This is a genomic window from Erwinia sp. B116, assembly GCF_002865965.1.
GTDB lineage: Bacteria > Pseudomonadota > Gammaproteobacteria > Enterobacterales > Enterobacteriaceae > Erwinia.
In genome coordinates this window covers 31,661-45,894 of record NZ_JRZZ01000007.1, presented here as the reverse complement: position 1 = coordinate 45,894, position 14,234 = coordinate 31,661, and the positions used below count along the sequence as shown (strand labels likewise).

The 14,234-nt window shown below is 61.4% G+C and carries 14 protein-coding genes; 4 read left to right on the top strand and 10 right to left on the bottom strand.

Annotated features, from left to right (window positions below; all coding sequences use genetic code 11):
* Positions 1–939 (top strand): Glu/Leu/Phe/Val dehydrogenase (locus tag NV64_RS07395; protein ID WP_233208944.1); only part of this gene is annotated, 939 nt, incomplete at its 5' end.
* A 622-nt stretch (positions 940–1,561) separates the two neighbouring features.
* On the opposite strand, the gene NV64_RS07390 is transcribed toward NV64_RS07395, so the two are convergent.
* The 5 genes from NV64_RS07390 to guaD all read right to left on the bottom strand — a co-directional run bounded on the left by NV64_RS07390 (position 1,562) and on the right by guaD (position 6,832).
* Complete coding sequence (locus NV64_RS07390; RefSeq protein ID WP_056241447.1) at positions 1,562–1,996, bottom strand: hypothetical protein; 435 nt, start codon at positions 1,994–1,996, stop codon at positions 1,562–1,564.
* Between the two features lie 58 nt (positions 1,997–2,054).
* A complete protein-coding gene (locus NV64_RS07385) occupies positions 2,055–2,501 on the bottom strand; it encodes a DUF441 domain-containing protein (protein ID WP_056241449.1) in 447 nt (148 codons plus the stop codon).
* 99 nt (positions 2,502–2,600) lie between these two features.
* Positions 2,601–3,233: an aspartate/glutamate racemase family protein gene (locus tag NV64_RS07380; protein WP_101505635.1), complete on the bottom strand. Its 633-nt coding sequence runs from the start codon at positions 3,231–3,233 to the stop codon at positions 2,601–2,603.
* 69 nt (positions 3,234–3,302) lie between these two features.
* Complete coding sequence (dcp, locus tag NV64_RS07375; protein ID WP_101505634.1) at positions 3,303–5,354, bottom strand: peptidyl-dipeptidase Dcp; 2,052 nt, start codon at positions 5,352–5,354, stop codon at positions 3,303–3,305.
* 155 nt (positions 5,355–5,509) lie between these two features.
* Entirely contained in the window at positions 5,510–6,832 is a 1,323-nt protein-coding gene (gene guaD / locus NV64_RS07370; RefSeq protein WP_101505633.1) for a guanine deaminase, read from the bottom strand.
* A gap of 343 nt (positions 6,833–7,175) precedes the next feature.
* Between guaD and ydfG the strand changes: the two genes are divergently transcribed.
* The gene (ydfG, locus tag NV64_RS07365; RefSeq protein ID WP_056241461.1) at positions 7,176–7,922 is read left to right on the top strand and encodes a bifunctional NADP-dependent 3-hydroxy acid dehydrogenase/3-hydroxypropionate dehydrogenase YdfG; all 747 of its coding nucleotides are present in this window, start codon (positions 7,176–7,178) and stop codon (positions 7,920–7,922) included.
* 92 nt (positions 7,923–8,014) lie between these two features.
* Here the strand turns inward: ydfG and NV64_RS07360 are convergent, their stop codons facing one another.
* Positions 8,015–8,341, bottom strand: coding sequence for a YnfA family protein (locus tag NV64_RS07360; protein ID WP_056241464.1), 327 nt, complete (start codon positions 8,339–8,341; stop codon positions 8,015–8,017).
* A gap of 137 nt (positions 8,342–8,478) precedes the next feature.
* On the opposite strand from NV64_RS07360, the gene NV64_RS07355 reads away from it, so the two are divergent.
* Together NV64_RS07355 and NV64_RS07350 are read left to right on the top strand one after the other, a co-directional pair.
* Positions 8,479–8,823 carry a DUF1283 family protein gene (locus tag NV64_RS07355; RefSeq protein ID WP_056241467.1) on the top strand — a complete coding sequence of 115 codons (345 nt, stop codon included), beginning with the start codon at positions 8,479–8,481 and terminating at the stop codon, positions 8,821–8,823.
* Between the two features lie 88 nt (positions 8,824–8,911).
* Entirely contained in the window at positions 8,912–9,211 is a 300-nt protein-coding gene (locus NV64_RS07350; RefSeq protein ID WP_369814408.1) for a DUF1161 domain-containing protein, read from the top strand.
* Positions 9,212–9,286: 75 nt separating this feature from the next.
* Here the strand turns inward: NV64_RS07350 and NV64_RS07345 are convergent, their stop codons facing one another.
* From NV64_RS07345 to NV64_RS07330, 4 genes are all read right to left on the bottom strand, one after another.
* Positions 9,287–10,744: an MDR family MFS transporter gene (locus tag NV64_RS07345; protein ID WP_101505632.1), complete on the bottom strand. Its 1,458-nt coding sequence runs from the start codon at positions 10,742–10,744 to the stop codon at positions 9,287–9,289.
* A 329-nt stretch (positions 10,745–11,073) separates the two neighbouring features.
* Positions 11,074–11,739, bottom strand: a complete 666-nt coding sequence (gene bioD, locus NV64_RS07340; protein WP_101505696.1) for a dethiobiotin synthase — start codon at positions 11,737–11,739, stop codon at positions 11,074–11,076.
* Between the two features lie 121 nt (positions 11,740–11,860).
* Positions 11,861–13,078, bottom strand: coding sequence for an ROK family transcriptional regulator (locus NV64_RS07335; RefSeq protein ID WP_056241477.1), 1,218 nt, complete (start codon positions 13,076–13,078; stop codon positions 11,861–11,863).
* A gap of 144 nt (positions 13,079–13,222) precedes the next feature.
* A complete protein-coding gene (locus NV64_RS07330; RefSeq protein WP_101505631.1) occupies positions 13,223–14,134 on the bottom strand; it encodes a LysR family transcriptional regulator in 912 nt (303 codons plus the stop codon).
* Positions 14,135–14,234 lie beyond the last annotated feature (100 nt).

The window sequence follows — 14,234 nt, the reverse complement described above, 5'->3', positions numbered from 1 at the left end:
AAGGGCGGGATCCGCGTCGATCCGCTTAAGCTGTCAGAGGGTGAACTGGAGCGTCTGACCCGCCGCTATACCAGCGAGATTGGCCTGATTATCGGCCCGCAGAAGGATATTCCGGCACCGGACGTCGGCACCAATGGGAAAGTAATGGCGTGGATGATGGACACCTACTCCATGAACAACGGCACCACCGTTACCGGCGTGGTGACCGGTAAGCCGGTACACCTTGGCGGCTCGCTGGGGCGTGAAAAAGCCACCGGGCGCGGCGTGTTTATCACCGGCCGTGAAGTGGCACAGCGCAGCGGTATCGAGCTGGAAGGCGCACGCGTGGCGGTACAGGGCTTTGGTAACGTGGGTAGCGAAGCGGCCCGCCTGTTTGCCGCCGCCGGTGGCCGCGTGGTCGCGGTACAGGACCACAGCGCCACGCTGTTTAACCCGGCCGGCATCGATCTGGCGGCGCTGAGCGAGTGGAATGCGGCGAACAAGAAAATCGCCGGCTTTAGCGGCGCGGAAGTGATTAGCGACGAGGCGTTCTGGGACGTGGAGATGGACATTCTGATCCCGGCGGCGCTGGAAGGGCAAATCACCCGCCAGCGCGCTGAGAAGCTGAAATGCCGCATCGTGCTCGAAGGTGCCAACGGCCCGACCTACCCTGAAGCCGACGACGTGCTGGCCTCACGCGGCATTACCGTAGTGCCGGACGTAATCTGTAACGCCGGCGGCGTAACCGTTTCGTACTTCGAGTGGGTGCAGGATATGGCCAGCTTCTTCTGGAGCGAGGACGAAATTAACGAGCGCATGGATAAGATCATGACCGAGGCGATGGTTCACGTATGGGACAAAGCGCGGGAAAAAGAGTGCAGCCTGCGCACTTCCGCCTATATCGTGGCCTGTGAACGCATCCTGATGGCACGTAAAGATCGCGGTATCTATCCGGGCTGATGCCCGACGCGGCGGGCGCAGATGCGCCCGCCCTGCTGTACCATTCAGGCAAATGCCTGACCCGCTAATTCCGCCCTGCTGCGCTATTCGGGCAAATGCCTCACCTGCCAAACACGCCCTGCTGCACTATCTGACAAATGCATCACCTGCCAGTCCCCCCCTGCTGCGCTATTCGGGCAAAGCCTGATGAGAGTGACCTGCCAGACGCTTCCCGCTACAGAGTGCTGCTCTGACAAATCCGCGTTACTGATGCATGCCGGAATGTACGATCGAAAGAGAGTTTTTCTATCAAAAACTATCAGACTGCGCTTTTTACCACTGGAAACCATGACCTTTCTCTAAGAATTAATGTTCCATTTAATTAATAAATGGAATTTAAATTCTTTTGGCTCTATTATCAGCAGCACATCAGGCAAAAATGACGGTTAATCATCAGCGGCTGAGAATTCTGTGATGGTTTTCTATCAGGAAAATGATGGCGGTGTTGAAGCTGTTCAGCAGCACACTTTTGCACCCGGATGGCAAACCCGTCGCGCAGAGCATAACAACCGCAGCGGAGTGAAAAATTGAAGTAGGGTTGGCAGGATGACTGGCAGGCTCCCACGGGAACCTGCCGTTTTTTTTAGCCGTTGTCGGCCGGCAGTACGACAAATTCTGCCTCTGCGGCCGCGTACTGCTGCTGAAACGCCTCGTTTTTTTCCACCAGCGTCAGCGCCGCTTCGATTAACTCGTTCTGCACCAACGTGGTGGCACCATCGCGGGTGGTCCAGTGAATATACATCACGCACAGCGCCGCTACCTGCAGCGCCTCGCCTTCCGCATTGTCACCGTCAAACTGATACTCTTCGCGACACCAGCGATAAACCGCACCGACGAACGGCATCGCGCCGCTCTCATCCAGCGCCGGCAGCGACCGGAACAGCTCAACCATCTCCGGCGTGGCCTGATACTCCTGACGGCCGATAGCGTCCAGCTGGCGGCCGTGCGCGCGCGCCTTGTTGACCTGTTTAGCCTTTAGTTTGGCACGTTTGTTTCGTTTATCCTGTTTGCTGCTCACGAATAGATTCTCAGTTAATTAAATGCGGCGGGCAGCATAGCACAGCGCCCGCCGGAGGTTACATCTTCCCGATCAGCAGTGAGACCAGTCCGGCGGCGATCAGCGGGCCGACCGGCACGCCGCGAAACAGCGAAACGCCGATAATAGTGCCGATCAGCAGGCCGCCGACCACCGTTGGCTGGTTGCTCATCAGCGTGACGCCTTTGCCGCCCACCCAGGAGACAAAAATACCCACCGCGATCGCCAGCAGCGATTTCCAGTGCAGGAACGAGTGCAGCAGCGTGCTGCTGGGCAGGGTGCCGCTGGCCAGCGGCGCCATCACGCCGATGGTCAGAATGATGATGCCGACCGTTACCCCCTGCTTCTCAATCCACGGGAAGGTCTGATTTAACGGCGTTAAGCGGATGGCGACCAGCACCAGCAGCGCGATGGTAACGGTCATGTTGTGGCTGAAATAGCTCAGGGCGGCGAGGAACAGCAGAATAACCAGCGAAAGATCGAACATCAGAATTCCTGAACAGTAACGGGAGTAACAATATGTCGACACAGGATAAACAATTTTGCCGGCCGGCGGGGAGTTTTTTTGCCGCTGGCTACGCCCGCATCAGGCCAGCGCTTCGATCGCGGCCTGCAGCGTTACCTGCGGGCCGGTGAGCACCGCCAGCGTGGTGTTGATGCGTTTTTCCGCCCCGCTCATCGAAGCCTGTGCCAGCACAATGCAGCCGAGCGGGCACTCGGCGCGGCCGGTGATATAGTCGGCGATCTGCTGATGATAGCCGTCGGTGTCCCCCTGGTTAAACCACGCCCAGGCGCGCGGCACCAGCTCCACCGCCAGCCGGTCGCCAGGAATAAAGGCGCTGAACAGCCGGGTGGTCGATTCCATCGTCGAACTGGCGGTGCACAGCACCAGGATGTTGCCGTGATAGCGCGACGCCACCTTTGCCAGGGTGGCATCGATGCGCAGCACCGGTTTGCCGAAGTCGACCTGCCAGGCCGCCGCGCCCAGCGTGGTACAGGTGACGATCACCGCATCGGCCTGCTGGCACAACGCGGCGATGGTTGCGCGGGTGGCGTCGGCAATCTCCGGCGTCAGCCCCTGCTCCGTCTGGGTCTGCGCAAACAGCTCGCTCTCCACCTGGTGCAGCAACTGCACGTCCGGGTAGTCCAGCGCTGCCAGCGCCTGTTCAAATACCGCAGCGTTGCTCTCTGCCGCGTGCAGGCAGGCAATAATGGTCATAACAACATCCTCTTATCGTTAGCATTCGGGGCCATATGACGGCACGGAAACCTGCTGAGCACCGTTCCGTTACTCTTTCAGTCCACGGTTGAACAGCATCGGTTCGCTCAGGGGTTCGTGGCCGCGCCAGTCGTGCCATAGCTGCTTCAGATCGCTGCTGTTGCCGCGCGACAGGATCAGCTCGCGGAAGCGCTGGCCGTTGGCGCGGGTCAGGCCACCGTGTTCGCTGAACCAGGCGAAACCGTCGTCGGCCAGCATCTGCGTCCACAGATAGGCGTAATAGCCTGCCGCATAACCGCCGCCCCAGATATGCTGGAAGTAGCTGGATCGGTAGCGCGGCGGTACGGCATTCAGCGCGATCTGCTCAGCGGCCAGCGCCTGCTGCTCAAATTCGGCCACCGGCGGCGGCGCGGCGTCGGCGTCGAGGCCGTGCCAGTGCTGGTCGAGCAGCGCCGCGGCCAGCAGCTCGCTCATCTCGTAGCCCTTGTTGAAGCGGGCGGCACGTAACATCTTCTCTCGCAGCGCGGCCGGCATCGCGTCGCCGCTCTGATAGTGGCGGGCATAGTTGTCAAACACCGGTGCATCGCTGGCCCAGTGCTCGTAGATCTGTGACGGGAACTCGACAAAATCGCGCGGCGTGTTGGTACCGGAGAGGCTGACATAGCGCTGTTCGGCAAACAGGCCGTGCAGCGCGTGGCCAAACTCATGGAACAGGGTGATCACTTCATCCCACGACAGCAGCGCGGGCTGGCCGTCGGCGGGCCGGGTAAAGTTGCCAACGTTATAGATCACCGGCCGGCTGCCGAGCAGCGTCGACTGCTCAACAAAGTTGCCCATCCAGGCACCACCGCCCTTGTTGTCACGCTTAAACCAGTCGGTATAGAACAGCGCCAGCGGCGTGCCGTCCGCTTCCTGCACCTCGTACACCCGCACGTCCGGGTGGTAAACCGGCAGGTCGGCCCGCGGGCTGAAGCGCAGGCCAAACAGCTGGCTGGCGGCATAAAATGCGCCGTTTTCCAGCACGCCGTTGAGTTCAAAATAAGGCGCGGTCTGCGCGTCGTTTAACGCGTAGTCGCGCTGGCGCACCTGTTCGGCATAAAACGGCCAGTCCGCCGCCGTGAGGATAAAGCCGCCCTGCTGGCCGTCGATCAGCTGCTGGATCGCCTGCGCCTCTTTATTCGCGCGCGCGGTGGCCGCCGGCACCAGCTGACGCATAAACGCCAGCGCCGCCTGCGGGGTTTTCGCCATCTGGTCCTGCAGCTGCCAGGCCGCATAGCTGGCGTAACCCAGCAGCTTCGCCTGCTGCGCGCGCACCTGCGCCAGCCGCAGCAGGGTTTCACGGGTGTCGTTCTCGTCGCCCTTCTCGCTGCGCGCCCAGGCCGCGCTGAACAGCGCGTTGCGGGTCTGCCGGTTGCTTAAACGCTGCAGGATCGGCTGCTGGGTGGTGTTCTGCAATACCAGCAGCCACTGATTTTTCAACCCGCGCGCCTCTGCGGCGGCGGCGGCGGCGCTCAGCTGTTCGTCGTTCAGACCGGCCAGCGCGGCGGCATCGCTCACCGCCAGCCCACCGCTTTTGGTGGCGGCCAGCAGGCGGCGGGTAAAGCGGCTGCTCAGGGTCGCCGCCTCCTGGTTCAGCGCCCGCAGCCGGGCCTTATCTGCCGCATTCAGACGCGCGCCGGCCAGCTCGAAACTCTGCCAGGTGACCCCGACCAGACGCAGAGATTCGGCGTCCAGCCCCAGCTGCTGCCGCTGCTGATACACCGCATCCAGCCGGGCGAACAGCGTAGCGTTAAGGCGGATATCGTCGTCGAGCGCCGCCATCAGCGGTGAGATCTCTTCGTCCAGCGCCTGCAACGCGTCGCTGGTATGGGCCGCGGTTATCGCCGTAAATACGTTATACACCCGTCGCAGGGCCTGGCCGCTCTGCTCCAGCGCCTGGTAAGTGTTGGCAAAGGTCGGCGCTGCCGTTTCATGCGCGATGCGCACCACCTCTTCACGCTTCTGCGCGATGGCGGCGAGCAGCGCCGGGCGGTAATGCTCTTCACGAATGCGGTCAAACGGCGGGGCGTCGAAGCTTAAGCCGCTGGCCTGATAAAAGGGGTTGTCCTGAAGCTCGGTCATGATGCGATTCTCCTGTTACGCTTGCTGACACTGTAGCACCTCCTGTGACGCCCGTGACAGACAGATTACCCAACCCGGCCACGCGCTGCGGGCATTGCTCCCTGCGCTGGCTGCGCCTCCACGTTATGCTGGCAGGAAAATCCAGAGTCAGCCCGTCATACACCCGCCTCACGCTGCCAGACGCAGCGGCCGTTGACCCAGGTGGCGGCGATATTGCGATCGTCACCCAGCGTCATCAGCACAAACAGCTGCTCGCGGATATCGCGACTGTTGCCGTGGCGCAGCTGCTGCAGCGGCGTAACGGCCGGATCGATAATCACCAGGTCCGCCTCTTTACCCGCCTCAAAGTTGCCGATGCGGTCATCGAGATCCAGCGCCTGCGCACCGCCGAGCGTGGCGCGGTAGAAGGCTTCAAGGGCAGAGAGCCGGTAGCGCTGCAGCTGGCCGACCTTGTAGGCTTCGCCCATGGTCTGCAGCAGGCTGAAGCTGGTGCCCGCCCCGACGTCGGTGCCCAGCCCCATTTTCACCTGCTTCTGCCAGCAGCGCTGCAGATCGAACAGGCCGCTGCCGAGAAACAGGTTTGAGGTCGGGCAGAAGGCAATAGCGGAGCCGGTGTGCTGCAGGCAGTCCCACTCCTGCTCCTCAAGGTGCAGGCAGTGGGCAAACAGGCTGCGGCGACCGGTCAGGCGGTAGTGATGGTAAACGTCAAGGTAGCTTTCATGCTGCGGGAACAGTTCGCGCACCCAGGCCACCTCCTGCGGATTTTCGCTGAGATGGGTTTGCAGCCACAGGTCGGGAAACTCCTCGCGCAGCTGCTGCACTTTTTCCAGCAGTTCCGGCGACGAAGTGGGCGCAAATCGCGGGGTCAGCGCGTAGCTCAGGCGGCCGTGGTTGTGCCAGCGTTCAATCAGCTCGCGGGTCTGCCGGTAGCTCTGCTCCGGCGTTTCGGTCAGCGCCGGCGGCGCGTGGCGATCCATCATCACCTTACCGGCGATCAGCCGCATCTGTAGCGCATCCGCGGCGCTGAACAGCGCCTCCACCGATTCCGGGTGCACGGTGCCAAACACCAGCGCGGTGGTGGTGCCGTTGCTCAGCAGCTGCTGCAGAAAAAAGGCCGACATCTGCGCCGCGTGCTGCGGGCAGTGGTACTGGCTCTCCACCGGGAAGGTGTACTGATTCAGCCACTCGAGCAGCTGTTCGCCGTAAGCACCGATCATCTCGGTTTGCGGATAGTGAATATGGGTATCGATAAAGCCCGGCACGATTAACCGGCCGCGGTAGTCAATGGCGTCGCTCTCCGCCCGCAGCAGCTGTCGCCCCTGCTGCCAGTCAGAGAGGCCGACGATGATGCCGTCCTGCAGCAGCAGCAGGCCATCCTCAATATAGCGGGCCGCATCCGACAGCTGCTCTGCCGCGGTCACCGGGTGACGGATATCAAAAAAACTGCCGCGCAGCGCCTGAGTGTATGAGGTTGCCATAACGAATCCTTATTGATTGAGTGGTGCCAGACCAGCAACGGCCGTGCTTTTTATAATGCAATAATTGCGCCACATTCCACCTGAGTGGCTGATGCCTGCGTGCTGGCGAGCCTTAGCGTTCAAATAACGTCCTCCCTTCGCCACCGGCCCACCCTGGCCTGCCCTCAGGCGTGAGAGCGCGGGCTTTAAACGGCTGCCGCCGGGTGGCAAAGGATTGCGTAATTTCTTATTAATCATCCAGATTCGCTACTTATCAGCGTGGCGGTGGAGTGCTATGGTGTCGGGTGAGTATCCTCAATGAACCTGGGTTGGTTAACCCTGAATTACCTGAAGGAATTGTGAGATGATCGTATTTGTTACCGGCGCGACCGCCGGTTTTGGTCAGAGTATTGCCCGCCGTTTTGTCGCTGAAGGCCACAAGGTGATTGCCACCGGCCGCCGCCAGGAGCGCCTGGACGCGCTTAAAGCCGAGCTGGGTGACCGTGTTTATACGCTGGTGCTGGACGTGCGCGATCGCGCGGGGATCGATGCGGCGGTGGCCAGCCTGCCGGCGGAGTGGCGGAATATTGATATTCTGGTCAACAACGCCGGGCTGGCGCTGGGCATTGAGCCGGCGCACCGCGCCAGCCTGGAAGACTGGGAAGATATGATCGATACCAATAATAAAGGGCTGGTGTATATGACCCGCGCTATCCTGCCGGCTATGGTAGAGCGCAACGTCGGCCATGTGATCAACATCGGTTCGATCGCCGGCAGCTGGCCTTATCCTGGCGGCAACGTCTACGGCGCGACCAAAGCCTTTGTGCGTCAGTTCAGCTTTAACCTGCGTACCGACCTGCACGGCACCGCGCTGCGCGTCACCGATCTCGAACCCGGCCTGGTCGGCGGCACCGAGTTTTCCAACGTGCGCTTTAAGGGCGACGACTCACGCGCCGAGAGCGTCTATCAGGGTGCCGAAGCGCTGACTCCGGAAGACGTTACCGAGGCCGTCTGGTGGGTGGCTACCCTGCCGAAACACGTCAACATCACCGCGCTGGAGATGATGCCGGTCGGCCAGAGCCAGGCGGGCCTGCGCGTTCACAAGGCATAAACGCCAGACCGCTGTTGCGCCGGGCCGCTCACAGATGGCCCGGCGCGTTAACGATCGACACATCCGTCACGCCGATAACGCATCATCCTGACTTATGCACGGCCCCATCCGGCCACGATAATCAGCATTCCGCAAAACGCGACCGCCGCCCCCGTCCAGTCCCATGCGCTGAGCCTGACCCCATCGACCACCCGCAGCCACAGCAGCGCCGTGACCACGTAAACTCCGCCGTAGGCGGCATACACGCGGCCGCTGGCCGCCGGATGCAGGGTCAGCAGCCAGACAAACATCGCCAGGCTCAGCGCTGCCGGCAACAGCAGCCACGGCGAACCGCCCTTTTTCAGCCACAGCCAGGGCAGGAAACAGCCGATAATTTCGGCCAGCGCGGTGGCGAAAAACAGCAGCGTGGTGGTTAACATCTTTTCATCCTTTTATTCTCACTCAATGCTCAACGGCCATTACGGCTTGCTGGTGGCCGCCTGAAGGCTAATGATATACTGGCGTCATTATTGGTGCAGCCGTTACCGATCGCCCGGCCTGACAGAAAGGAAGACCTATGAAGAGATTGCCCCAACGCCTGACCCGCACCGCCCTGCCTCTGCTGCTGGTAGCGCTGTTCTCCGTGCAGCACGCTGCCCAGGCGCGCACAGACCGCCTGATTATTCAGGACGGCAACAATGCGCTGAGCAATGAGCAGGCACGCCAGGAAAAAGAGCAGTGGGACGACACCCACCGCCTGCGCGGCAAGGTAAATAACCGCGTTGAGAAAGAGTTTGATAAGGCCGATCGCGCCTTCGACACCCGCGATAACTGTGAGAAAAGCCTTAACGTTAACGCCTACTGGGAGCCGAACACCCTGCGCTGCCTCGACCGCCGCAGCGGCCGCCCGGTGGCTCCGTAAACAGGAAAATGCGGCTGATTAGCCGTGCCGGCCTGCAGACCTGCTGATTTGACATATAATTAGCGCTGATTCAACGCATAAGGATGAAATGATGAAAGGTTTTAAGTGGATGTTAACCGCACTGATTGTCGCCACCCCGCTGGCGGCTCAGGCATCATGCGAATCGGTCAAAGCGGATATCAATCAGAAAATTATTAACAACGGCGTGCCGGCGTCAGGCTTCACGCTGGACGTGGTGCCGAACGATCAGGCGGACCAGGCAGGCGGCCAGGTGGTTGGCCACTGCGAAAATGATTCGCAGAAGATTGTCTATAAACGCAGCGGCAACGACGGCGACAGCAATGTGCCGGCCTCGGCGGGATCGTCGCAGGACGCGCCTGCACAGTAAGCGGTAATGGCTTTAAATGAGGCGGCCTGATGCCGGTCACTTAAGGTGACCGGCATTTTTTTTGTTAACGGGAATTCAGTGGTGCAGTTTCTGCGCCGGCACCAGTCTGGAGATCAGCAGGCTGGCGCAGGCAATTACCAGCGAAACGGCAAACACCCAGTGCAGCGAATGGGCGATTTCCGCCAGCATCTGCTGCAGCCCTCCTTCGGTCAGCCGTTCACGCTGCGGGTGGGACATAATCTGTTGCACCGGATCGCGGTAGTCAGGTAGCCGGAGCAGCAGGTTGTAGTTCAGTACCGCGCCCATCACCGCGGTGCCCAGCGCCGAGCCGAGCATGCGGCTGAACATAATAGACGCGGTACAGATGCCACGAATTGAGAACTCTGCATTGTTCTGCACCGCCAGTAAGAAGGTGGTGCTGGTCATGCCCATTCCGGTGCCGATGACGAAGGCAGACAGCCCGGCGTACCAGATCGGGCTGCCGAGGTGCAGCGCCAGCAGCATCGCGGTGCCGGCGATCAGCAGCAGCGATCCCAGCAGCGCGGTAAACCGGTAGGAACTCCACTGCATCAGCCGCCCGCTCAGCGTGCTGGCCAGCGGCCAGCCGATCGACATCATCGCCAGCGCACTGCCCGCCTGCAGCGGCGTGCCGCCGTTAACGCCCTGGATCCAGGTAGGTAAAAACGCGCTGATGCCCATCATTGCCGCGCCGATCGCCAGGTTACCGAGGTTGCCGGCCAGCAGCGGGCGGCTGCGCCAGATCACCGGCGGGAACAGCGGCTCGCTGGCCCTGCGCTCATGCCGCAGCAGGCGGGATCCGGCGACCACGGCCAGCGCCAGCAGCAGCAGGCTCCAGTAGCCGAGGCTTTCTGCCTGCAGCAGCGCGGCCAGTAAGGCGCTGACCGCCAGCATTAACCAGACGCTCCCCGCTACGCGGATGCGCTGGCCGCGCGCCGACGGGTTTTCGCTGAAGAACCGCGCCAGCAGCAGCATCGAGATAATACCCACCGGCACGTTGACCCAGAAGATCAGCGCCCAGTTAAAGTGCTGCACCAGCCAGGCCCCGGTCAGCGGGCCAACGATGGCCGCCACGCCCCACACGCTGGAGAGCCAGCCCTGTACCCCGGCGCGCTCTTTCGGCGAGTAGACATCGGCGACGATGGTTGAGGTCAGCGGCATAATCGCCCCGGCCCCCAGCCCCTGAAACGCGCGAAACAGGATCAGCCAGCCCATATGGCTGGCAAACCCGCACAGCACCGAGCCAAGCAGGAACAGTCCGGTGCCGATAAAGAACACTTTCTTACGCCCCCACAGATCCGCCAGCCGGCCGTAGATTGGTACGGTCACCGCCTGGGTCAGCAGGTAAATCGAGAATACCCAGCCAAACTGCGAGAAGCCGCCGAGATCGGCAATAATGGTCGGCATCGCCGTGGCGACGATGGTCACTTCGATTGCCGCCATAAACATCGCCAGCATGCAGGCGATCAGTACCCAGTGACGGTGCGTCACGGTATGTGCAGTGGTGTCTGTCATATCATCCCTTTTTAACGTCTTCTGACAGTGTGCATCATTTTTTGCCGGTCAGTTTCCCGTCTGTGCGGATTTTTTGCAACGGCGTACGCAAACCGGCAAGGAATTATGATCTTAAAGGCGTTACACCAGCGGGCCGCACCGTTGGAGCCTCGCCGGTCGCAGGGAAAAAGCGCCGTCGCGCGTGCGCGTTCAGGGTCACAGCAGAGAGGAAATCCACAGAGTTCAGCGCGCGTTAACGACGGCACAGGCAGTAAGGGAAAAGAGAGCGAGAGTGTGGCAGAAGGTGAAATGTGACCGGCTGGAGTAAGCCCCCTCAGCCGTTCAGATAATCAGAGAGACAGCGCGGAGAGATCGATATAGCGCGCCAGTTCGCGGGTTTCCGCGCGCGGCAGGTAGGGCAGCTCGCCGAGCATCGGGGCTGGGATTTTTTCCGCCAGCACCGCGATGGTTTCCGCATAGTGCGCCAGGCCTGGATTAATGCGGTTGGCCACCCAGCCGAGCAGCGGCAGGCCGTCCTGCAGGATCGCCTGTGCGGTGAGCAGCGCGTGACTGATACAGCCCGGTTTGATGCCCACCACCAGCACTACCGGCAGCCGTTCCTGCACCACCCAGTCGGACAGCGGGCGCAGATCGCCCATCAGGCTGCGCCAGCCGCCGGTGCCCTCTACCACCACGCAGTCGGCCTGCGCGGTCAGCGACTGCAGGCCATCGCTCAGCGTGGCGTAGTCGATCGCGGCACCGCTGGTGCCGATCTCATCGTCCGGCAGCGTCACCGGATTGACCGCCTGATAGGCCAGCGGCAGTGAAGAGGAGTGCTGTAATACCAGCGCATCTTTGTTGCGCAACCCGTCGGCCGTCTGCTGGCTGCCTTTACCCACCGGCTTAAAACCGACCGCCTGCTTTTCTGCGGCCACCAGCGCCTGCAGCAGCGCACGGGAGACCACCGTTTTTCCCACCTCGGTATCGGTACCGGTGACAAATATTCTCTCTAACATCAGGGACTCCAACAGGCAAAAGCTGCCCGTAATGACCAAATGAACACCTAAGTGACGAGGGAAAATTTTAGTGCAGCCCAGGGCAGCGGGAATTGCGCTGGCGCAAGGTTTGGTGGGTTTGTCAGCCCTGCAGCAGGGAGATCAGTAAGGAACCGTTATACATCGCGTCTTTGACCAGCGCGGCACCGGGTAGCGTGCCGTCGTTCGGGTAACGGGTGGCCTCCACCTGCAGCGCGCGGCTGTAGTCCGGCAGCGCCTGCTGGCTGATGCAGGCATCAATCGCCGGGAACAGGATCGCCTGCGCACGGTTAAGCGGCGAACCGATTAAGATCTTCTGCGGGTTAAACAGGTTGACCATAATTGCCAGGATGCGGCCAACGCTGTTGCCGACGCCGGTGATCACCTCAACCGCCAGCGGGTCGCCGGCCAGCGCGGCGTCGCACAGCGAAGCCACCGTTAACGGCTGATGGTGCAGGCTGGAGCTCATCGACGCCTGCATGCGCTGGGCGGCCAGCTCCAGCAGCCGGTCGGTGCTGGCCACCGTCTCCAGGCAGCCGTTGTTGCCGCAGTAACAGCGGGTGCCCCAGGGATCGACCTGGGTGTGGCCGATTTCGACCAGGCTGGAGGTGCCGCCGTGCAGCAGACGGCCGCCGGTAATTACCCCGGCACCGACGTTATGGTCAATCACCACCTGCAGCACGTCGCTGGCGTCGCGCGCCGCACCAAACAGCGACTCCGCCATGGTCCAGGCGCAGACGTCCTGCTGGATATAGACCGGCAGGCCGGTGCGCTTGCGCAGCTCCGGGCCAAGCGGCATATCGTTGACCGGGTAGAACGGCATACGGTGGACGACGCCGGTCTGCGCGTTAACGCGCCCCGGCAGCGTGATGGCGATGGCGGTCAGACGCTCAAGTTTGCGCTGGTGCAGAATAAAGAACTGGTCGATTAGCTGCACGATGCGCGTCAGCAGTGGCTCGTCGGCCTCAGCCGGCAGCGGGATAAGCTGTTCAACGATGATTTTACAGCTGAGGTCACGCAGCGCGAGGGTCATCTCGCCGTTGCCAAGGCGCACCGAGAGAAAATGCCAGGCGTCGGTGTCCAGCACCAGCCCAATCGCCGGGCGGCCGCGGCTGCCCGGATCCTGAAACTCGGTCTCCTGCACCAGGTGTGCTTCCAGCATCTCACGGACGATTTTGGTGATGCTGGCCGGGGCCAGCTGGGCACGTTTGGAGAGCTCGATACGCGAAATCGGACCATAGCGGTCGATCAGGCGATATACCGCGCCGGCATTTGTCTGTTTAATCTGATCGATATGACCAGGCTGACCGTCAGCAATCACACCCCTGCTCCCACTACGCACCCATCCTGATACTTATTTTCGGGCTTCAAAATAAAGCCATTCGCTATGGTGAAACACTTCGCAGCGGGCGTCAAATATTTGATTCGAAATGTGATTTGCAGCACATAATGCTGCCCGTTACGCTCAGGTTTTCAGCGATTCAGAGGGGCGGGACTGCAGTAACAGCGACATCATCGCCGCGGTGCTCGCCGAGCGTTCGCGCTGATGCGCCCATACCAGCCACACCTCAGAGCGCGCGTCGGCCTCCGCCAGCGGGATCCACACCACGTCGGCCAGCCCCACCCGGCGAAATGAGGCGGGCAGGATCGATACGCCAAGACCGGTGGAGACCAGGCCGATAATGGTCATCGCTTCACCGACCTCCTGGGTAATGGTCGGCTCAATCTGATAGCGCTGCAGCAGCGCGAGGGTCTCGCCGTACAGCGCGGTGCCGCCCTGCGGATCGAAAAACACCAGCGGTTCGCCGGCCAGCTCGGTAATCGACAGGCGTGCGCGACCGGCCAAACGATGATCGCGGTGCATCAGCGCGTACATCGGCTCTTCCAGCAGCAGCTGATGGCTAAGATTATCGGGCAGCGCCGTATTGCGCATCACCCCCAGATCCAGCCGCCCGTCGCTGAGCGGGGCCAGCAGCTGGCGGGTATTAATTTCCTGCATCTGAATATGCACGTCCGGGTAGCGCCGGCGAAAGCTGAACAGCGCGTCAGAGACGCCGCTGATAAAAGGCGCGGAGGAGGTAAAGCCGATGCGCAGCTCCCCCTCATCACCACGATGCAGGCGTGCGGCTTTATCCGCGGCCTGGCTGACGCTCTGCAGGATCAGCCGCGCGTCGGCGAGGAACTGCTGGCCGGCTGCGGTCAGCCGCACGCTGCGGTTGGTGCGCGCCAGCAGCCGCGCGCCGATCTCCTGCTCCAGCTGTTGGATCTGCTGGCTGAGCGGCGGCTGCGAGATATTCAGCCGCGCAGCGGCGCGGCCAAAGTGCAGCTCTTCCGCGACGGCGATAAAGTAGCGCAGATGACGCAACTCAACATTCATAGCTTAAACGTCTCAATCGAGATTATTAATATATTATACATCCTAATAGAATTTTCTTACGCTTAGCAAGGTGTTACTTCTCTTCGCGACTAAGGACCTT

Bases quoted from the DNA above. Each gene is read 5' to 3' on its own strand.
- NV64_RS07385 (WP_056241449.1), bottom strand. From the start codon at position 2,501: ATGTTCGATCTTTCGCTGGTTATTCTGCTGTTCCTCGCCGCCCTGAGC.
- NV64_RS07380 (WP_101505635.1), bottom strand. From the start codon at position 3,233: ATGACCATTATTGCCTGCCTGCACGCGGCAGAGAGCAACGCTGCGGTA.
- dcp (WP_101505634.1), bottom strand. From the start codon at position 5,354: ATGACCGAGCTTCAGGACAACCCCTTTTATCAGGCCAGCGGCTTAAGC.
- guaD (WP_101505633.1), bottom strand. From the start codon at position 6,832: ATGGCAACCTCATACACTCAGGCGCTGCGCGGCAGTTTTTTTGATATC.
- ydfG (WP_056241461.1), top strand. From the start codon at position 7,176: ATGATCGTATTTGTTACCGGCGCGACCGCCGGTTTTGGTCAGAGTATT.
- NV64_RS07360 (WP_056241464.1), bottom strand. From the start codon at position 8,341: ATGTTAACCACCACGCTGCTGTTTTTCGCCACCGCGCTGGCCGAAATT.
- NV64_RS07355 (WP_056241467.1), top strand. From the start codon at position 8,479: ATGAAGAGATTGCCCCAACGCCTGACCCGCACCGCCCTGCCTCTGCTG.
- NV64_RS07350 (WP_369814408.1), top strand. From the start codon at position 8,912: ATGATGAAAGGTTTTAAGTGGATGTTAACCGCACTGATTGTCGCCACC.
- NV64_RS07345 (WP_101505632.1), bottom strand. From the start codon at position 10,744: ATGACAGACACCACTGCACATACCGTGACGCACCGTCACTGGGTACTG.
- bioD (WP_101505696.1), bottom strand. From the start codon at position 11,739: ATGTTAGAGAGAATATTTGTCACCGGTACCGATACCGAGGTGGGAAAA.
- NV64_RS07330 (WP_101505631.1), bottom strand. From the start codon at position 14,134: ATGAATGTTGAGTTGCGTCATCTGCGCTACTTTATCGCCGTCGCGGAA.